The organism is Micromonospora sp. NPDC051925 (genome assembly GCF_044548625.1).
Taxonomy (GTDB): Bacteria; Actinomycetota; Actinomycetes; order Mycobacteriales; family Micromonosporaceae; genus Micromonospora.
The window spans coordinates 37928-55304 of sequence record NZ_JBIUCH010000003.1; the positions used below are offsets into that span (position 1 = coordinate 37928).

18 protein-coding genes are annotated in these 17377 nt (G+C 73.0%); 7 read left to right on the forward strand and 11 right to left on the reverse strand.

Annotated features, from left to right (window positions below):
* Positions 1 to 223 precede the first annotated feature (223 nt).
* Positions 224 to 1591, reverse strand: coding sequence for a cellulose binding domain-containing protein (locus ACIG87_RS04785; protein ID WP_396848251.1), 1368 nt, complete (start codon positions 1589 to 1591; stop codon positions 224 to 226).
* Positions 1592 to 1763: 172 nt separating this feature from the next.
* On the opposite strand from ACIG87_RS04785, the gene ACIG87_RS04790 reads away from it, so the two are divergent.
* On the forward strand, positions 1764 to 2858 hold the full coding sequence (locus ACIG87_RS04790; protein WP_396848253.1) for a beta family protein: 1095 nt from the start codon (positions 1764 to 1766) through the stop codon (positions 2856 to 2858).
* Positions 2859 to 2863: 5 nt separating this feature from the next.
* On the opposite strand, the gene ACIG87_RS04795 is transcribed toward ACIG87_RS04790, so the two are convergent.
* On the reverse strand, positions 2864 to 3145 hold the full coding sequence (locus ACIG87_RS04795) for an iron-sulfur cluster biosynthesis family protein (protein WP_396848255.1): 282 nt from the start codon (positions 3143 to 3145) through the stop codon (positions 2864 to 2866).
* Between the two features lie 226 nt (positions 3146 to 3371).
* Here ACIG87_RS04795 and ACIG87_RS04800 point away from each other — a divergent pair, with 226 nt between their 5' ends.
* Both ACIG87_RS04800 and dacB read left to right on the forward strand, forming a co-directional pair.
* Entirely contained in the window at positions 3372 to 4097 is a 726-nt protein-coding gene (locus ACIG87_RS04800; protein ID WP_396848257.1) for an MIP/aquaporin family protein, read from the forward strand.
* Positions 4098 to 4218: 121 nt separating this feature from the next.
* Entirely contained in the window at positions 4219 to 5802 is a 1584-nt protein-coding gene (dacB, locus tag ACIG87_RS04805) for a D-alanyl-D-alanine carboxypeptidase/D-alanyl-D-alanine-endopeptidase (protein ID WP_396848259.1), read from the forward strand.
* 78 nt (positions 5803 to 5880) lie between these two features.
* On the opposite strand, the gene ACIG87_RS04810 is transcribed toward dacB, so the two are convergent.
* The 3 genes from ACIG87_RS04810 to ACIG87_RS04820 all read right to left on the reverse strand — a co-directional run bounded on the left by ACIG87_RS04810 (position 5881) and on the right by ACIG87_RS04820 (position 8114).
* Positions 5881 to 6318 (reverse strand): nitroreductase family deazaflavin-dependent oxidoreductase, encoded by a 438-nt coding sequence (locus tag ACIG87_RS04810; protein WP_396848260.1) that lies wholly within the window; start codon positions 6316 to 6318, stop codon positions 5881 to 5883.
* Between the two features lie 76 nt (positions 6319 to 6394).
* A complete protein-coding gene (locus ACIG87_RS04815) occupies positions 6395 to 7297 on the reverse strand; it encodes a hypothetical protein (RefSeq protein WP_396848262.1) in 903 nt (300 codons plus the stop codon).
* A gap of 223 nt (positions 7298 to 7520) precedes the next feature.
* A complete protein-coding gene (locus ACIG87_RS04820) occupies positions 7521 to 8114 on the reverse strand; it encodes a pentapeptide repeat-containing protein (RefSeq protein WP_396848264.1) in 594 nt (197 codons plus the stop codon).
* 78 nt (positions 8115 to 8192) lie between these two features.
* Here ACIG87_RS04820 and ACIG87_RS04825 point away from each other — a divergent pair, with 78 nt between their 5' ends.
* Positions 8193 to 9425 carry a serine hydrolase domain-containing protein gene (locus tag ACIG87_RS04825; protein ID WP_396848266.1) on the forward strand — a complete coding sequence of 411 codons (1233 nt, stop codon included), beginning with the start codon at positions 8193 to 8195 and terminating at the stop codon, positions 9423 to 9425.
* A 42-nt stretch (positions 9426 to 9467) separates the two neighbouring features.
* Here the strand turns inward: ACIG87_RS04825 and ACIG87_RS04830 are convergent, their stop codons facing one another.
* The gene (locus tag ACIG87_RS04830) at positions 9468 to 10529 is read right to left on the reverse strand and encodes a hypothetical protein (RefSeq protein WP_396848267.1); all 1062 of its coding nucleotides are present in this window, start codon (positions 10527 to 10529) and stop codon (positions 9468 to 9470) included.
* A gap of 125 nt (positions 10530 to 10654) precedes the next feature.
* Between ACIG87_RS04830 and ACIG87_RS04835 the strand changes: the two genes are divergently transcribed.
* Entirely contained in the window at positions 10655 to 11296 is a 642-nt protein-coding gene (locus tag ACIG87_RS04835) for an NAD(P)-dependent oxidoreductase (protein ID WP_396848269.1), read from the forward strand.
* A 67-nt stretch (positions 11297 to 11363) separates the two neighbouring features.
* Here ACIG87_RS04835 and ACIG87_RS04840 read toward each other — a convergent pair whose 3' ends face one another.
* Together ACIG87_RS04840 and ACIG87_RS04845 are read right to left on the reverse strand one after the other, a co-directional pair.
* Complete coding sequence (locus tag ACIG87_RS04840) at positions 11364 to 11828, reverse strand: PPOX class F420-dependent oxidoreductase (protein ID WP_396848271.1); 465 nt, start codon at positions 11826 to 11828, stop codon at positions 11364 to 11366.
* 43 nt (positions 11829 to 11871) lie between these two features.
* Positions 11872 to 12513, reverse strand: a complete 642-nt coding sequence (locus ACIG87_RS04845; protein WP_396848272.1) for a DUF6642 family protein — start codon at positions 12511 to 12513, stop codon at positions 11872 to 11874.
* A 318-nt stretch (positions 12514 to 12831) separates the two neighbouring features.
* Between ACIG87_RS04845 and ACIG87_RS04850 the strand changes: the two genes are divergently transcribed.
* The gene (locus tag ACIG87_RS04850; protein ID WP_396848274.1) at positions 12832 to 13617 is read left to right on the forward strand and encodes a D-Ala-D-Ala carboxypeptidase family metallohydrolase; all 786 of its coding nucleotides are present in this window, start codon (positions 12832 to 12834) and stop codon (positions 13615 to 13617) included.
* Positions 13618 to 13703: 86 nt separating this feature from the next.
* Here ACIG87_RS04850 and ACIG87_RS04855 read toward each other — a convergent pair whose 3' ends face one another.
* The 3 genes from ACIG87_RS04855 to ACIG87_RS04865 all read right to left on the reverse strand — a co-directional run bounded on the left by ACIG87_RS04855 (position 13704) and on the right by ACIG87_RS04865 (position 16339).
* Complete coding sequence (locus tag ACIG87_RS04855; RefSeq protein WP_396848276.1) at positions 13704 to 14195, reverse strand: hypothetical protein; 492 nt, start codon at positions 14193 to 14195, stop codon at positions 13704 to 13706.
* A 175-nt stretch (positions 14196 to 14370) separates the two neighbouring features.
* A complete protein-coding gene (locus tag ACIG87_RS04860; protein ID WP_396848278.1) occupies positions 14371 to 15063 on the reverse strand; it encodes a response regulator in 693 nt (230 codons plus the stop codon).
* Between the two features lie 34 nt (positions 15064 to 15097).
* On the reverse strand, positions 15098 to 16339 hold the full coding sequence (locus ACIG87_RS04865) for a sensor histidine kinase (protein ID WP_396848280.1): 1242 nt from the start codon (positions 16337 to 16339) through the stop codon (positions 15098 to 15100).
* A 133-nt stretch (positions 16340 to 16472) separates the two neighbouring features.
* Here ACIG87_RS04865 and ACIG87_RS04870 point away from each other — a divergent pair, with 133 nt between their 5' ends.
* A complete protein-coding gene (locus ACIG87_RS04870) occupies positions 16473 to 17372 on the forward strand; it encodes an ABC transporter ATP-binding protein (protein ID WP_396848282.1) in 900 nt (299 codons plus the stop codon).
* Positions 17373 to 17377 lie beyond the last annotated feature (5 nt).

Consider the following 17377-nt stretch of genomic DNA (forward strand, 5'->3'; position numbering starts at 1 on the left):
AACGGCGACGGATCACGCCGCGCCGTGCAGATGGTGGAATTCCCCACCCGCTCAGGTTTGCGTGTCGCGGGAACGGGCATCGAGCACTCCGACCGGCGCGACGAGCGGACCGGTCGAACCAGGTCCCCGCTGGCGTACCGCCAGATGGCTGCGGTGGTGGGAGACGGTCGGAGCGCGGCGACGGACGACCAGCGGGTCGGACGGCGCCGTGCGCCCGTCCTGGTCACCGGGCGGCGCAGGTCAGCACCGTCGGGGGTTGGTTGTCGCCGGTGACGACGAGCCCCCAGCTGGTGGTCGCACCGGGGCCCAGGTTCCCGTTGTAGTTGGCGTTGGTGGCGGTGACCTGCCGGCCGGACTGGCTGACCGTGGCATTCCAGGACGAGGCGACCTGTTGTGCGCCGGCGAAGGTGAGCGTGTTGGTCCAGCCGGTGACGGCGTTGGCCCCGGTGTTGCGGACGGTCACCTCCGCCTGGAAGCCGCCCGACCAGGAGCTGACCACCCGGTAGCCGGCCGAGCAACCGGTCACCGGTGCCGGCGTGCCGGTGGGAGTGCCGGTCGGGGTCACCGTGGGGGTGGCCGTCGGCGTCACTGTCGGCGTGGCCGTGGGGGTGGCCGTCGGCGTTGCGGTGGGCGTGGGGGTGGGGCCGTCGGAGGTGGTGTAGTCGACCCGGGTGTACGCCGCCGAACACGTGCCGCCGCAGGAGGCGGGCAGCGCGAACCGGTAGACCCGACCGTTGTTGATCAGCGTGCCGGCCGCGTCGCGTACCCGGATCTGGAAGTCGGTGCCCCCGGAGGCGGTCGCCCCGATCACGTACGACTGCCCCATGTCGCTGTTCATCGTGGCGGCCGTCCACACCCCACCGGCCAGGTACTCCACCCCGTGGATGCCGTTGGCCAGGTGCGAGACGGCGATCGCCGGCCAGTACCGCTGCGCGCCCCGCATGAAGCCGATCCGGATGTCCCCCGAGTAGTTCGGTGCGGGCACGAACGACCAGGAGACGTGCCGGTTGTTCCAGTGGGTGGGGTTCATGTCCCCCACCGGCGTCCCGCCCTTGACGAACCGGTTGAGCGAGGCGGTGGAGAGGTCCAGGTGGTACGGATCGTCACGACACCAGGCGTTGCCGTCGCCGCAGCTGTCCGCCACCACCATGGTGAGGGTCGCGCCGTTGTAGGCGTCGGCGGTCCACGATCCGTTGCGGCAGAACGGCTGGCCGGGTGCGCCGTCGTTGACGCCGGTGCAGTAGTCGCCGACGGTGACCTGGACGAAACGGCCGCAGTTGAGGCCGTTGTTCCACAGCCCGATCTTGGCCGCCTGGCTGGCCGGGATCGGCCGGGTCGGGTACGAGGAGTAGTCGCCGGGCAGGTCGTAGGCGTTGAGCGCGACGAAGTCCGGCGCGTCCAGCTCCGCCTGGGGCAGGCCACAGCCGCCGTACGGGGCGCCGAGGCCGTCGAAGTGGGTGGCGTTGCCGGTGACCGGGGTGGTCGGCTCGGGTACCGCGAGGGCCTGGGCGGGCAGCGGGACGGCCAGCAGCAGCGCGGCGGCGGCGGTCAACGCCGCGAGCAGGCCGGCACGGTGACGCGACGATGTCATGAGGGGTACGCCTTCCGGGCAGGATGGAGCGGGGACATGGCCTTCGGATGCCCTTCCACGCCCGGCGTACCGCCCACCCATGCCACCACCGACGCCGACCACTGTCAATGCCCGCATCATGCGATTGCCGTTCACCTCTGTGACGGGGGCGGCCGGCTCGGTAGATTGAGGTATGGTGCCCGCCTCCGGGGGTCGGGTGGCGGGACCGGTCTACCGCCCCATCCTCACCAGCAGACGCGGTGAGTTGGAGGCGCTGGGTCATCTGGACAGCGCCGCGGCTCCCCTGGTCGCCCCCGTCCTCGACGTGTCCCCGGCCGACACCGGCCTGCCCGAACTGCTGGGCCGGCTGCCCGCCGGACTGGTGCCGGCCGTCGACGTCCGCGCGCTGCCCGACGGGCCGGACGGCGAGTTGGCCCGGTGGGGCGTACCGGTGCTGCCGGTGATCGGGTTGACGTGCGGCGAGGGGCGGTTGGTGGCGCACGGCGCGGCGTGCCGGGCGTACGGCCGGGGGGCGGTGGTCCGGTTGCAGGTCGGCCGGGACCGAGCCGGACCGGACGCCACCACGACGGCGGTGGAGCGGGTGTGGCGCTGGACCGGGTTGGTCCCGGAGCAGTGCGACCTGCTGGTCGACGCCGGTGACGTGTGTTGCCCGGCCGACCTGCGCCTCGCCGAGCCCCGGGTGCGCCGGCTGGTGGACTGGGCCCGCCGCAACGCCTGGCGCAGGGTGACCGTGGCGGCCGGCGGGATGCCGCCGTCGCTGTCCCGGCTGCGCACCGACGAGCCGGTGCGGGTGGACCGGTGGGACTGGCTGTTCTGGCGTCGGCTGGCCGACCTGGGCGTGGGCTATGGCGACTACGGAGTGGTCCCCGCCCCACCGGGCGACGTGGAGCCGGGCGACCGGCTACCCACCGTGCGGTACACCGCCGAGGACGGGTGGTGGATCTACCGCTGGTCGCGGCGGGGTGGCCGGGGCGACGAGCGCTTCGCCGACCTGTGCCGCACGCTGGTCACCGCACCGCACTGGCCGGCCGCCGGGGCGGGCTTCTCCTGGGGCGACCACGAGTTGCTGCGTCGGGCCCGCCGGGTGACCGGCGCGGGCTCACCGGCGAACTGGACGGCGTGGAGCACGTCGCACCACCTGGCGCACGTGGTGGCGGCGTTGACCGGCCCGGTCGACGGGCATCGTCGGGGCCCGCCTGCGGGCGTCGAGGACCGGGACGGGTTCACCCGTCCGCACCGGGGCGGGGAGCACTGGCGGGCCCGCTGATCAGGTCACTCCAGCTCGGTGAAGCCGAACTGGACCACGCCCTCGTCGTCGACGGAGGCGTCCACGGAGCTGTCGTTGAGCAGCTCGGCGGCCTCGGAGTCGAGGAAGATGCGCGCCCCCTCGGTGTCGACGACCTGGTCACCCTGCGCCGGCACGGGCACCAGCTCGATGGTGAGCGCGCCGGCCTCGGTGTCGGCGGCGATCCGCAGCCCACCGTCCTGGGCGACGTCCTGCTGGGCCGCGAGGTCACGGATCACGAGCACGGCGTTGTCGGTCATGGTGAGCATGGTGGGACTCCTCGGGATTCTCGGGATCGGACGTCGCGCGACGACAGATGCGCGCTCCCTGCGGCGAACCGGTGCTCGCCGGGCGATTCGGGGCGCCTCGCGCGGCCCTCCCCACCCACGGTGCCCGCTGCCCGAGGCTTCGTCAAATAGAGCAGCATCTGTCGAACTCCCGCCGAACATTCACATTTCCGCACCTGAGCTTCCTGATCATTCATACGCTGGGCGCATGGACGCTGCCAGACGGTACGCCGCCGAGCTGCTCGGTTCCCTGCTGCTGATCTTCTTCGGGGTGGGCAGCACGGTCTTCGCCCGGGTGCAGGGCGGGGTGGTGGTCGTGGCCCTGGCCTTCGGGTTCGTCCTGGTGGCGCTGGTGTACGCGATCGGTCCGCTCTCCGGCGCCCACCTCAATCCGGCGGTGACGTTGGGGGTGCTGCTCTCCGGCAAGATCTCCGTGATCGGCGCGGTCGCGTACTGGGTCGCGCAGTTCGTCGGGGCGACGGTGGCGAGCTTCGTCATCTGGGGGCTGGTCCGCTGGGGCGGTGTGGCCGACCAGACCGGGGCGTTGGGCACCAACGGCTACGGCGTGCACATCAACCGGGGTGGGGCGGCGGTGTTGGAGACCATCCTGACGTTCCTGTTCGTGCTGGTGGTGCTGGTGGTGACGAGCCGGGTCGAGCACGCCGGTTTCGCCGGCCTGGCGATCGGCCTGGCGCTGGCTGCGGCACTCCTGGTGGGGATCACCCTGGACGGCACCTCGGTCAACCCGGCCCGGTCGTTCGGCCCGGCCCTGTTCGAGGGCGGCACGGCACTGCGGCAGCTGTGGGTGTTCATCGTCTTCCCGCTGCTCGGCGGGGCGTTGGCCGCGCTGGTCGCCCCGCTGCTGGTGAAGCGGAGCGCGCACTTCCGGGCCGAGCCCGACGCGCCCGATCCGGCCGCGCCGAACCCGACCTGAGCGCACCGACGGACCGACCCGATCGGGCACCGGCGCCGGCTCCCGACCCGGCCGGACGGTACGGAGAAATCCTACGGCGTTGAGGCTTGCCTGACGGAAATCTTCGTGACAGCGTCAGCGCATGCATCGCCGTCTCTTCCCCCGGACGCTGGCGCTGGTGGCACTGGTCGCCACCGTGGCCGCCGCCGGTGCGCTCCCGGCCACCGCCGAGTCACCCACCCCGGCGGCCACCCGGCTGCACGCCACCATCGACGCCATCCTCGCCGACGCCCGGCTGGAAGGGGCACAGGCCGGGGTGGTCGTGGCGGACGCCGCCACCGGCCGGACCCTCTACGACCGCAACGGCGACCGCCGGCTGGTGCCCGCCTCCAACACCAAGCTGCTGACCTCGACGGCTGCCCTGGCACTGCTCGGCCCCGGGCACCGGTTCACCACCGACACACTCACCGACGGCCGGCGTCGGGCCGGGCTCGTCTCCGGCAACCTCTACCTGCGCGGCGGCGGCGACCCGACGATGCTGGCCGCCGACTACGACGCGCTGGCCGCCCAGGTCGCCGCCGACGGGGTACGGATGGTGACCGGCTCCCTGGTCGCCGACGACACCCGTTACGACAGCACCCGGCTCGGTCCGGAGTGGGCCTGGGACGACGAGTCCTACTACTACGCGGCCCAGGTCTCCGCGCTGACGGTGGCACCGGACGCCGACTACGACGCGGGCAACGTCATCGTGCGGGCCGCCCCGGCGGGCACGGTCGGGGCGAAGCCGGTGGTCACCATGACCCCACCCAACGGGTACCTGCGGATCGACAACCGGGCCGAGACGACCGCCGACGGTGAGACGACGCTCTCGTTCGAGCGGACGCACGGCGGCAACACCATCGTGGTCACCGGCCGGATCGCGGTCGGTGCCGAGCCGACCAGCGACTGGATGACCGTCTGGGAGCCCACCGGCTACGCCGCCGCCGTCTTCCGCGACGCGCTGCGCCGGCACGGGGTGCGGGTGCTCGGCCCGACCGTGCTCGGCCGGGCCACCCCGGCGGACGCCACACCGGTGGCCCGACACGACTCGATGCCCCTGGCCGAGCTGCTGGTGCCCTTCCTGAAGCTGTCCAACAACGGGCACGCCGAGGTGCTGACCAAGGAGATCGGGCGGGTGATCTCCGGTTCCGGCAGTTGGCCGGCGGGGCTGACGGCGATCAGCGAGTACGTCGCCGACGCCGGAGTGGACACCGGCACCCTGCGCCAACTCGACGGCTCCGGGCTGTCCCGGCGCAACCTGATCCCGGCCGACGAGTTCGTCGCACTGCTCGCCGCCGTCCGCCGGGAACCCTGGTTCGACACCTGGTACGCGGCCCTGCCGATCGCCGGCAACGCCGAGCGCCTCGTCGGCGGCACCCTGCGCAGCCGGATGCGCGGCACGGCGGCGGCGAACAACGTGCACGCCAAGACCGGAAGCCTGACCGGGGTGTCCGGCCTCTCCGGCTACGTCACCGACGCCGACGGCCGGATGCTGGTCTTCTCGGTGGTGTTCAACAACCACCTGACGTCGTCGGTCAAGGAGTTGGAGGACCAGATCGCCATCGCGTTGGCCTCCTACCGTGAGCGGGACGGCGGCACGGCCCGAGCGACGCCTCCGGTGGCCCCGGAGTCACCCCGGACGCCCGAGGGCGGGGAGTGTTCCTGGGTCAAGCCGATCGTCTGCTGAGCACTACCCCGGCACCGGCCGCAGCCGGCCCACCCGGACGGGCCCACCCCGGGTGGGCCCGCACCGGTCGCGGCGGGGTCAGCGCCGTTGCAACACCACCACCGGGATCTCCCGGTCGGTTTTGGTCTGGTACTCCTCGTAGGCCGGCCAGATGCCGGTCATCGTCGACCACATCCGCGCCCGTTCCGCCGGCTCGGCGGTGCGCGCCCGGACGGCGAACGTCTCCGCGCCGACCTGCACCTCCGCCTCGGGATCGTCGAGCAGGTTGAGGTACCAGGCGGGGTGCTGGGGCGCACCACCCTGGGAGGCGACGACCAGGTAGTCGTCGCCGTCCCGGCCGTAGATGAGCGCGGTACGGCGCAGTTTGCCACTGCGCCGCCCCCGGGTGGTCAACAGCAACGTCCACACGCCCGGCTGCCACTCGTGCCCCTCGACGCCACCGGTCTCGACGTACCGCCGGATGTGGTCGGCGACCCAGCCCTCGGGGCTGTCCAGCACCTGCTCGTTGGTCGACATCTGTGCCTCCAGCTAGCTCGTGGTCGTCGCCGTGGCCACGCTATCCCGGCATCGACCCCCGAAGGCGGCAACCGGCTCAACCCACCGCTGCCGCTTGCAGGTTCACGTTGCCACAGCTGTTGTTGAAGGTCCCCTCGACGGTCCAATTGATCAGCACCTTCTCGCCCCGGGGCACCCGGAACCGGATGACGAACTGGGTGGTGTGGGTGGTGTGCGGGTCCTCCAACCGCATCGTGCGGGTCGGCCCGCCGGTGGAGAGCCGCACGTCCAGCCGCCCCTGGGCCATCCACAGCCCGGCGAAGAGGTGCACCGTACGCAGTTCGCCGCTGCCCGCCACGGCCAGCGCGAAGCCGTTCCCGACGCCGCAGACGAACACACCGGTGCCGGTGGCGTCGACGGCCGGCGCCGGAACCCCGTTCCGCCAGGCGAACAGTTCGGGGTTGGTGTCGTACCGGTCGCGTGCGCCCCGGCCGCCCTCGTCCCGGATCTCCCCGGTGCCGCCGTCCTTGCGGACCAGGGTCTCCGGGCGGTTCAGCCCCCAGTGGACCCAGTCCCGGGTGCCCAGCCCGGTCAGGTCCACCTCGGCGGGCACCTCGGCCCGGGAGACGCTGAGCGTCGACGCCGCCGGCGATGCGGCCGGTGAGGTGGCGGGGGTCGACGGGACGCCAGGTGTCGGCGACGGGGTCCGCTCCCGGGGCTGCAACCCGGGCGTGACGATCCCGGTCTCGGCCGGCTCACCCGACCCCACCACGCCGGTCGGGTAACCGGCCGGGGTGGGCGCACCGGCCGGCAGCACCGCGTCCGACTCCGGTGGCGGGTCCGCGTCCGGCCCGAGGTACGTCACCAGCGCCGCGAGGCAGGCCAGGGCCGCCACCGCCTCGATCGCCCAGCGGCGACGTTGCCGACGTCGGGCCTCCCGCCGCTGCGCGATGCGCGTCGTCGGGCCCGGCCCGATCCGCCAGGTCTCTTGGTCGTTCACGTATGTCCCACTCCCCAGCCCGACGCCCGCGACCGGTCGGGGAGGGGTTCGGTCGCCGCGTGAGCGTTCTCACGTTTTCATTCCAGGGCCGGAACACGCCATACGCCAGCGGGTGGGCGTTTCCAGTTTGTTACCAAGTGGGCCCGATGGAAAGTTTGCTGCCTATTGCCGACGCCCAGGTCAACCCCATGATGGCGTGGAGATCAACCGAGCGGCGGGCCGGTCAGCGAATTTCGAAACCCAGCGACTGCGCCAGCACCATCGCCTGCTCCAGGTCGATCACCGCGCCGGCCCGCTCGACCGCCGTCGGGTCCAGCGCGGTGAGGTCGCTGCCCCGCAGATCGGCACCGGTGAACCGCACCGCGTGCAGCTGCGCTGCCGAGAGGTCCACCCGGGCCAGGGTCGCGCCGGTGAGGTTCGCCCCGGTCAGGTCGACCTCACGCATCCGTACGTCGGCGAGGTGCGCGCCGCGCAGGTCGGCACCGGGCAGCCCGACGAACGACCAGTCCCCGCCGGACACCCGCAGCGGACGCAGCTCGCACTGGTCGAACGTGCTGCCGACCAGCTTGCAGCCGGTGAACTCGGCCTCGAACAGGTTGCACTTGCGGAACACGCAGCGGACGAAGGCCGAGTCGATGTGCCGGGAGGCGTTGAACGACACCGCGCCGAAGGTGCACTCGGTGAACGAGGCACCGCGGCTGACCGCCTCGGTCAGGTCGACGTCGGAGAAGACGCAGCGGACGAAGTGCCGGTCCACCAGTTCCTCGGCGTACCAGTCGGTGCGGCGGAACGTCTCGTCCTCGGTGGTCTCCGGCATCGCCCCACCCTATGTGCGACCACCGACACCGCCGCCGGACCTTCCGTCCGGCGCGTACCGGCTAGTAGGTTCGGCGGCGTGAGTGTGGCACGCAGCAGCGATCCGGACCGCGTCGGCTTCGATCCCGCCCGGCTGGCGCGGATCGACGAACACTTCGGCCGCTACGTCGACGACGGGCGGCTGGCCGGCTGGCAGGTCGTGGTCACCCGCCGCGGCGAGGTCGCCCACTCCTCGGTGTACGGGCTGCGCGACGTGGAGGCGGGCACCCCGGTCGAGCCGGACACCATCTGGCGGATCTACTCGATGACCAAGCCGATCACCTCGGTCGCGGCGATGATGCTGTGGGAGGAGGGCCGGTTCGAGCTGAACGACCCGATCAACCGGTGGCTGCCGGAGTTCGCCGACGTCCGGGTCTTCGACAAGGGCTCGGCGCTCAAGGCGTACACCGTGCCGGCGGTCGAGCCGATCCGGGTCTGGCACCTGCTCACCCACACCTCCGGGCTGACCTACGGCTTCGCGCAGACCTCGGTGGTCGACGCGCTCTACCGGGCGGCCGGCTACGACCTCGGCGTCCCGCCGGGGCTGGACCTGGCCGGGGCCACCGCCGGGATGGCGACCCTGCCGCTGCTGTTCCAACCCGGCACCGGCTGGAACTACGGCGTCTCCACCGACGTGCTCGGCCGGCTCGTCGAGGTGGTCTCCGGGCAGAGCCTGGACGACTTCCTCACCGAACGGATCCTCGCCCCGCTCGGCATGACCGACACCGGATTCTGGGTCGACCCGGCGGACGCCAAGCGGCTCGCCGCCCTCTACACCCCGCACCCGGGCACCGGCCGGGTGGTCCGCGCCGACCAGATCGGATCCGCCGCGCTGACCCGCCCGGAGTGCCTCTCCGGCGGCGGCGGGCTGGTCTCCACGGCCGCCGACTACCACCGGTTCACCCAGCTGCTGCTGCGCGGCGGCGAGCTGGACGGCGTACGACTGCTCGGGCCCCGGACGGTGCGCTACATGACCCGCAACCACCTGCCCGGCGGCAGCGACCTGGCGGCGTTGGAGCCGCAGGGGTTCGCCGAGACGGTGCTGGACGGCATCGGCTTCGGCCTGGGCTTCGCCGTGGTGCAGGACCCGGTGCCGGCCCGGGTGCCGAGCAGCGTCGGCGAGTACTACTGGGGCGGGCTGGCCAGCACCGCGTTCTGGGTCGACCCGGCCGAGGAGGTCACCGCGCTGCTCTTCACCCAGCTGATGCCGTCGAGCACCTACCCGCTGCGCTCGCAGCTGCGCCAACTGGTCTACGCCGCCCTGGTCGGCTGAGCCGTCGGGCCGCCGCCACCGGGGCGGCGTCCCGATCGCAGCTCAGATCAGTCGCTGGACACCCTTGGCCCGCACGGTCGCGGGACCGCCGGCCGACAGTCCGGAGACGAGGTACGCCCGGACGGTAGCGTCCGGGCGCACGGCCCACAGGTCCGGGATGCCGTCGGCGTTGATGTCCGCGACCGAGATCGTGGTGATCGCCGTGGCAGTGTTCCAGTTGCTGGCGACCCGGTACTGGGTGCGGGTCAGTGAGCCGGTGCCGTCACCGTTGTCGACCAGGGTGACACCGGTCCAGAGGAAGAGGTCACCGGTGGAGGCGTTGCGGAGGTACATCGCCACCCCGTTGGCCGTCTCGGTGCTGGCGATGGTCCAGTTCTGCCAGTCCGTGCCCTCGGTCGGGGTGGCGTCGGCCAACGCGACCGTGGTGAGGTAGCCGCCGGGCATCGGCAAGCTGGGGTGGTAGACCAGCCGGTGGCCGTTGGTGGCGTCGCCGGTGACCGAGATCAGATCCGGGTACTCCGTGCCGACCCCGTCGGCCCCATAGGCGTTGACCACCTGGAGCGGCACGTTGCCGTTGTCGTCGACGAGCTGATCGCTGACGACAGTCTGCTGGTTGCCGCTGTAGTACGGGTTGAGCATGGTGCCGTCGCCGGCCCCGCGGATGATGCTGGCGTCTCCGGCAGCGGGACCGCTCGGGTAGTAGGCGAGGAAGTCCTGCTGATCGCCGCCGAGGAAGCGCCCGGTGATCACCTGTGCGCCGTCGAACTCGGTGGGCGCGTTGGTGCCGCCGACGCCGTTGCCGCGCAGCCCGATGTTACTGGCCGGCGTCCCCACCCGACCGGTGCCGGCACCGGTCCGGCGGGACGTCAGGCCGGTCGCGGACCAGACGCCGGAGCCAAGGCCTGCGGTGCCGCCGACGGTGACCAGATCCGGTACGCCGTCGCCGTCGAGATCCCGGTCGACCGGGATCTCGACGGCGACCAGGGGCGTCGAGTGTCGACCGGCCGGTTCGGCCAGGGCGGGCGCGGCCGGCGCGGCGGCGAGGGCGAGGGCGGCCGGCGCGCTCCAGGCGAGCAGCCGGCGTGGGATGGAAAAGTGGGCCATGACGTCCCCCGTGGTTCGATGATCAAGAACGGACTCACCGTAGCCGATCCCCGCAACTCACCCCGTCCCGGCCGGATCGCCGGTTACCCCACCGGGCCGGCGGGCCGCTCCCTAGCCTGGACGTCATGAGCAACGTGGTGGTGTACGGCGCAGGGGGCACCGCGGGCTCGCGGATCGTCGCCGAGGCGGCCGGCCGGGGTCACCGGGTCACCGCGGCGGTCCGCCGCCCGGAGGCGGTCACCTGGCTGCCGCCCGGGGTGCCCGTGGTGACCGGGGACGTCACCTCGGCACACAGCGTCGCCGAACTGGCCCCGGACGCCGACGTGATCGTGGTGGCGGTCGGCGGCGGCGAGCGGGCGCTCTGGCGTACCGCGGCGGAGAACCTGGTCACGGTCCTGCGCGAGCTGCCCGCCCCACCCCGGGTGATCCACGTCGGCGGCGGTGCCACCCTGCTGACCCCGCGGGGCACCCCGTTCCTCGACGAGCCGGACTTCCCCGACGAGTACCGGGACGCGGCGCTCGGGCAGGCCGACGCCCTGACCCTGTACCGCTCCTCGGCCGACGGGGTGACCTGGACGTACGTCTCGCCGCCGCCGGTGGAGTTCCATCCCGGTGAGCGGACCGGCCGGTACCGCACCGGCACCGAGCACCCGGTCGCCGACGACCGGGGACGCTCGGTGCTCAGCTACGAGGACCTGGCCGTGGCGATCGTCGACGAGATCGAGGAACCACGCTTCGAGAACATGCGTTTCACGGCGGCGTACTGAACGGTGCCGTGGTGGTGTGGTGAGCGGCGACGCTACCGGTGGCGGCGTCCTCGCCGTACCGCCGGGGTCAGTCGGCGAGCCGGGCCGGGAAGCCGCCGGTGGCGATCGGACCCCAGCCCTCGACCGTGATCCGGATCAGCGACTTGCCCTGCGCCACCATGGCCGCCCGGTACTCGTCCCAGTCCGGGTGTTCGCCGGAGATGCTACGGAAGTACTCCACCAGCGGCTCCAGCGCGTCGGGCAGGTCGAGCACCTCGGCGGTGCCGTCGACCTGCACCCAGGGGCCGTTCCAGTCGTCGGAGAGCACGCAGGCGGAGACCCGGGGGTCACGGCGGATGTTGGCGATCTTGGCCCGTTTCGGGTAGCTGGAGATCACCAGCCGGCCGGCGGCGTCCACCCCGCAGGCGACCGGGGAGGACTGCGGCCGGCCGTCGGCCCGGGTGGTCATCAGCAGGACCCGGTGCCGGGGACGGACGAACTCGATCAGGGCGTCCCGGTCGACCCGGGTGTTGGTTGCGATGCTGCGTGCCATCCCCTGGTTCTACCAGGCCGGTCGGTCGGCGGCCCGGCCGGCGTCAGCCGGATCGGCCGTTCACCCGGCCCGGCACGGGCTGGGCCGGCACCCGGGGCCGGGCGGTGGGCCGCCAGGCGCGGCCGTTGGCGTAGATCACCCGGAAACCGAGGTACGCCGCGAGCGGCGCCCAGTGCGCCGAGCCCATCCGCAACTCGGCGGCGTTGTGCCGCTGGCCGTTGGCGAGCACGTCGAGCAGCACGGTCTCGAAGGCGGCCGACTCGACCCAGTCGACCTCGCGGGTGAAGCCGCAGATCAGGGCCGCGCCGGTGACGTCGAGGAAGTCGCGCAACGTGGCGTCGGAGGCACGCAGCACGGAGCAACTGCCGAAGTAGAGCCGCCGGCCCTCGCCCCGGCCGGCCATCCGCTCGGCGACGTCGGCCAACTCGACGGAGTCCCAGTCGGTGAGGCAGAGCCGGCTGGGCTCGCCGTGCATGGCGAAGAACCCGACCCGGTGGTCGGCGTACTGCTTGAGCAGCCAGCGGTCGAGGAAGTAGAACAGCTCGTCGCGGGTGGCGGCGTCCTTGTGGATGTAGCGGATGCGGCCGAGCCGTTCGAGCAGTTCGAGGGTGGGCAGCACGGACCCGCGCTCGTTGAGGTCGCGGTGCCACTGCCCCTCGACACAGAAGACCCCGCCCCGCGCCACGCCCACCTCCCCGACCCCGCCGGCCGGGACGACGTTACCGGGTCCGGGTCACGAACCCACATCACCCGACGCCCGGCTGTTCCTTCGGGGCACTTCGCCGGCGTCGGGAAATCCCTCGTCCGTCGTCCCGGGCTGGTACGACCTGACCGAATCGCAATTCGCCGCAATTCACAGGTGATACTCAGCTACCACCAACCGTGAGGACAATTCCCCTTTATCGCCACGAACCAGCCGGTCAGCTGTCAGGGTGGGAAATGGCAGGACGTCCCGCGCGATGGCCTGCTCACCGCCCCATTCACTCTCATTCGGGAGGACTCCGTGCGCAGGAACACTGTGAAGCGGGCACTCGTCGCGTTCGCCCTGGCCCTGCCGGGAGCCGCGATCGCCACGGTGGTCGCCGCGCCAGCGGCCCACGCCGACGGCTGCTACACCTGGAAACGCAACCTCTACCAGGGGCGCTCCGGCGACGACGTCCGCCAGTTGCAGATCCGGGTCGCCGGCTGGGCGGGCCGAGGGGGAATCGTCCGGATCGACGGGGACTTCGGCCCCGAGACCGCCGCCGCGGTCAAGCGCTTCCAGACCGCGTACGGGCTGCGCAGCGACGGCGTCGCCGGCCCGCAGACCTTCAACAAGCTCTACCAGCTGCAGGACAACGACTGCACGCCGGCCCACTTCAGCTACCGCGAACTCGACGACGGCTGCGGCAGGGGCGGGTGGAGCGGCGGCCCGCAGTCGGCCACCGACACCAAGGCCACCGCCGTGCGCACCATGTGGAAACTGGAGGCGCTCCGGCGCGGCCTGGGCGACCGGCCGCTCAACGTCACCAGCGGCTTCCGCGACTCCAACTGCAACAAGCAGGTCGGCGGGGCCTCGGACAGCCAGCACCTCTACGGCAACGCCGCTGACGTGACCTCGCCGCACAGGTCACTGTGCGAGATCGCCCGCGCCTCCCGCGACCACGGGTTCAGCGGCATCTACGGGCCCGGGTATCCCGACCACGACAACCACGTCCACGTGGACTCACGGCGGGAGAACAACCGGGACAAGTCGGCGAACCGCACCAGTTGGGCGGCCCCGGACTGCGGCGTCAGCACCGGACGCTGACCGACGACGAGACCGGGACCGGCCCGGCCCCACGGGATCTGGGGGGCCGGGCCGGCGTCAGGGCACCCGGGCGGGCGTACCCCCGCTCAGCTCGCCCGGGGCCAGCGCGGCGCGGTGGCGGGGGGTGCCACCGGCCGGGCGGGAACGCCGGAGCGCATCGCGGGCCGCATCCCCGCAGCGGTGGGCCGTACCCCGGGGGTGCCGGGGCGGCCGGCCTGACCACGGGCCGGGTAGCCGGCGACCGGGGCGGTCCGCGCCGGCGTCGCACCGGGCCGGGGGGTGGTGTACGTGAATGGGAAGGGCACGTGCACGAACGGGTTGCCGTGCCGGATCAGCGCGTCGATCTGACGCTCGTTCAGCCCGTGGTTCTCCAGCACCCGCCGTCCCCAGCGGTGCAACCGGCACGGGTACGACGCGCCGTCGTTGCGGCACAGCGGCCCGTTGGGCCACTCCTCGGCGGCGTGCACCACCACCGCCCGCACCGCGAGCCGGACGTCCTCGGGTGTCAACGAGGCGGGCACCGGCACCTCGCCCAGAACCTGATCGATGGGGTCCGTCGACTGCTCACCAACTCGCACGGCAGGCCTCCCGCAGTTCGGCAGCGATTGCAGCTGAATCGCCGCAACGCATCCTCGCGCAGTGGTACGGACGGTGACCGGCGGCGGTTCAATCCCCCAGGCAGTGAGCAGACCCGTCGGCGTCAGCACCCGCACGCCGTCAGATGAGGGTATCCCCACTGAGCGCTTCAGGTCGTCAGACCAGGCCCGCGTCGTGGACCAGCAGCGCCACCTGGACCCGGTTGTTCAGTGCCAGCTTCGTCAGCAGCCGCGACACGTACGCCTTCACCGTCGCCACGCTCATGAACAGCTCCGCCGAGATCTCCGCGTTGGTGCGTCCGTGGCCGAGTGCCACTGCGACCTCCCGTTCCCGCACGGTGAGCCCGGCCAGCAGCCGCAACGCCCGGTCCCGGCGCGGGTCCGGACCCGGCGTCGGCCCGGTGGTCAGGTGGCTGATCAGCTGCCGGGTCACCGTCGGCGACAGGGTCGCCTCGCCGGCCGCCACCCGGCGCACCGCCCGGACGATCTCGGCGGGCGGGGTGTCCTTGAGCAGGAAGCCGGCCGCCCCGGCCCGCAGGGCCCGCAGCACCTGCTCGTCGGCGTCGAAGGTGGTCAGCACCAGCACCTCCGGCGGGTGCGGCAACGCCCGCAGCGCCTCGGTGGCGGCCAGCCCGTCCACCCGGGGCATCCGGATGTCCATCAGCACCACGTCGGGCGTGCACCCGGCGACGGCAGCGGGCACCTCGTCGCCGTCGGCCGCCTCACCCACCACCCGGACGTCCGGCACGCCGCCGAGGATCATCGAGAGCCCGGCGCGGACCAGCGCGTCGTCGTCGACGATCAACACCCGCACCGGGACCTCGGCGTCCCCGCCCGTCACGCCGGTCATCGGGCACCCCGCCGCAAGCGGCGGGCCGGGCGGCTCATGCCGCCCACGGCAGTTGGGCGGCCAGCCGGAAGTCGCCGGTCGCGCCGTCCCGTCCGTGCGCCAGCCGGCCACCGGCCAGGTTGACCCGTTCGGCGATGCCCACCAGCCCGGTCCCGGCACCCGGCAGGACCGGGCCGGGGACGCCCACCGGCCACGGGTTGCGGATCTCCACGGTCAGCTCCCGGCCCGGACCGCCGGCCAGCCGGACGGCGACCGCCGCGCCGGGGGCGTGCTTGCGCGCGTTGGTCAGCCCTTCCTGCACGATCCGGTACGCGCTGCGCCCCACCGCCGCCGGGACGTCCGCCGGGTCGGTGACCTCGTCGGCGAGGGTGACCCGTACCCCGGCGGCCCGGGACTCGGCAATCAGCGCGGGCACCTCGGCGAGGGTGGGTTGGGGGCGTTCCGGGACGCCGTCGCCGCCGGAGGTGTCGGCGCGGAGCACCCCGATCACCTCGCGCAGATCCTGGAGGGCGGCGTGCGCGCTGCCCCGGATCACCCCGGCCGCCCGCGCCACCTCCTGCGGCGGCGCGTCCGGGCGGAACTCCAACGCCCCGGCGTGCAGGCTGAGCAGCGAGATCCGGTGCGCCAGCACGTCGTGCATCTCCCGGGCGATCCGGGTGCGTTCCAGCTGCCGGGCCTGGTCGACGCGGAGCTGCTGCTCGGCCTCGGCCCGGTGGGCGCGGTCCCGTAGCGACAACACCAGCTGCCGGCGGGCCCGGACGAACATCGCCCATGCCACCACGATGCCGACGAACATCACCGTCCAGGCCACCGTCCCCCAGTAGGGCAGCGACGGATCGGGGCGGACGACGGTGTAGAGCGGAACGACCGCCAGGTGGAAGCCGACCAGCGCCGCGCCGATCGGCAGCGGCCGGTGAACCAGCACGGTGAACACCACGATCAGCAGCGCCACCCCGGCGGTCACCGAGAACAGGGCCAGCGGCAGGCCGGCCACGGCCAGCCCGACCGGCCAGCGCCGGCGCAGCCACAGGGCCACGCAGAATGCCAGACCCGCCACCAGGTCGACCCCGACCAGCCAGGAGGGGCCCGCGTTGTGGGCGAACTGCGGGTTCCGCGACGTCGAGTCGGCGAACGCCACCAGCGCCCAGCCGAGGGCGAGCAGGAAGGCCACGACGTCGACCAACCAGTCCCGGGGCGTACGCCGGGACGCCCTCGTCTCGGGCGTCAGCGCCCCCGGCAGCAGCCAGGGATGATCAGGTACGACGGCAGCACTCACCCACCCATGCTAGGAACCCAACCGGCGGAGCGGACACCAACCAAAGTCGAGGTCTGCCGGTAGACCGAGGTAGGGGCGGCTCTCGACCGCCGGCCCCAGCGCCCGGCCGGGTGGCCAGAGCAGGCTCGACCACATGATCACAGTTGACCACCTCACCAAGCGGTACGGCCCGCACGCCGCCGTCGACGATGTCTCGTTCCGGTGCGAACCCGGCACGGTGACCGGTTTCCTCGGCCCTAACGGGGCGGGCAAGTCCACCACCATGCGGATGCTCTGCGGGTTGACCCGCCCGACCTCCGGTGCCGCCACCGTCGCCGGCCGCCCCTACCGGGAGCTGCCCAACCCGGGCCGGGAGGTGGGCGTCCTGCTGGACGCCTCGGCGCAGCACGCCGGGCGCAGCGGGCGGGAGACGCTGGCCCTGGCCGCCCGGACCATGGGCGTGGACGCCGGGCGGATGCCCGCCGTCCTCGACCGGGTCGGGTTGAACCCGGTGGCGGCGAAGCGGCGGGTCGGGGCGTACTCGCTGGGGATGCGGCAGCGGCTCGGCCTGGCGCTGGCGCTGCTGGGCGAGCCCCGGGTGCTGGTCCTCGACGAGCCGGCCAACGGCCTGGACCCGGAGGGGATCTTCTGGATGCGCGGGCTGCTGCGGGACTTCGCCGACCGGGGCGGCACCGTGCTGCTCTCCTCCCACCTGCTGCGTGAGGTGGAGGCGGTCGCCGACCAACTGGTGGTGATCGGCGGCGGCCGGGTGGTCGCCCAGGGCGGCAAGGACGAGTTGCTGGCCGGTACCGGCACCCTGGTCCGGGCCCGCGACCCGCACGCCCTGCGGCTCACCCTCGACCGGGCCGGCCTGGACGCCACCGGCAGCGCCGACGGCGGGTGCGTGGTCCGCGCCGAACCCGACGCCGTCGGGCAGGCCGCCGCCGACGCCGGGCTGGTCCTGACCGAGCTACGGCCCGCCGGCAGCGGTGGCCTGGAACAGCTCTTCCTCACCCTGACCGCCGGCGCGAGCACCAAGGAGGCCGTGAAGTGACCACC

What these genes read in the sequence shown, in the direction of transcription:
- ACIG87_RS04810 (WP_396848260.1), bottom strand. Translation starts at nt 6,318, where the DNA reads ATGTCGACCAACGAGCAGGTGCTGGACAGCCCCGAGGGCTGGGTCGCC.
- dacB (WP_396848259.1), top strand. Translation starts at nt 4,219, where the DNA reads ATGCATCGCCGTCTCTTCCCCCGGACGCTGGCGCTGGTGGCACTGGTC.
- ACIG87_RS04795 (WP_396848255.1), bottom strand. Translation starts at nt 3,145, where the DNA reads ATGCTCACCATGACCGACAACGCCGTGCTCGTGATCCGTGACCTCGCG.
- ACIG87_RS04790 (WP_396848253.1), top strand. Translation starts at nt 1,764, where the DNA reads ATGGTGCCCGCCTCCGGGGGTCGGGTGGCGGGACCGGTCTACCGCCCC.
- ACIG87_RS04830 (WP_396848267.1), bottom strand. Translation starts at nt 10,529, where the DNA reads ATGGCCCACTTTTCCATCCCACGCCGGCTGCTCGCCTGGAGCGCGCCG.
- ACIG87_RS04800 (WP_396848257.1), top strand. Translation starts at nt 3,372, where the DNA reads ATGGACGCTGCCAGACGGTACGCCGCCGAGCTGCTCGGTTCCCTGCTG.
- ACIG87_RS04785 (WP_396848251.1), bottom strand. Translation starts at nt 1,591, where the DNA reads ATGACATCGTCGCGTCACCGTGCCGGCCTGCTCGCGGCGTTGACCGCC.
- ACIG87_RS04820 (WP_396848264.1), bottom strand. Translation starts at nt 8,114, where the DNA reads ATGCCGGAGACCACCGAGGACGAGACGTTCCGCCGCACCGACTGGTAC.
- ACIG87_RS04870 (WP_396848282.1), top strand. Translation starts at nt 16,473, where the DNA reads ATGATCACAGTTGACCACCTCACCAAGCGGTACGGCCCGCACGCCGCC.
- ACIG87_RS04860 (WP_396848278.1), bottom strand. Translation starts at nt 15,063, where the DNA reads ATGACCGGCGTGACGGGCGGGGACGCCGAGGTCCCGGTGCGGGTGTTG.
- ACIG87_RS04840 (WP_396848271.1), bottom strand. Translation starts at nt 11,828, where the DNA reads ATGGCACGCAGCATCGCAACCAACACCCGGGTCGACCGGGACGCCCTG.
- ACIG87_RS04835 (WP_396848269.1), top strand. Translation starts at nt 10,655, where the DNA reads ATGAGCAACGTGGTGGTGTACGGCGCAGGGGGCACCGCGGGCTCGCGG.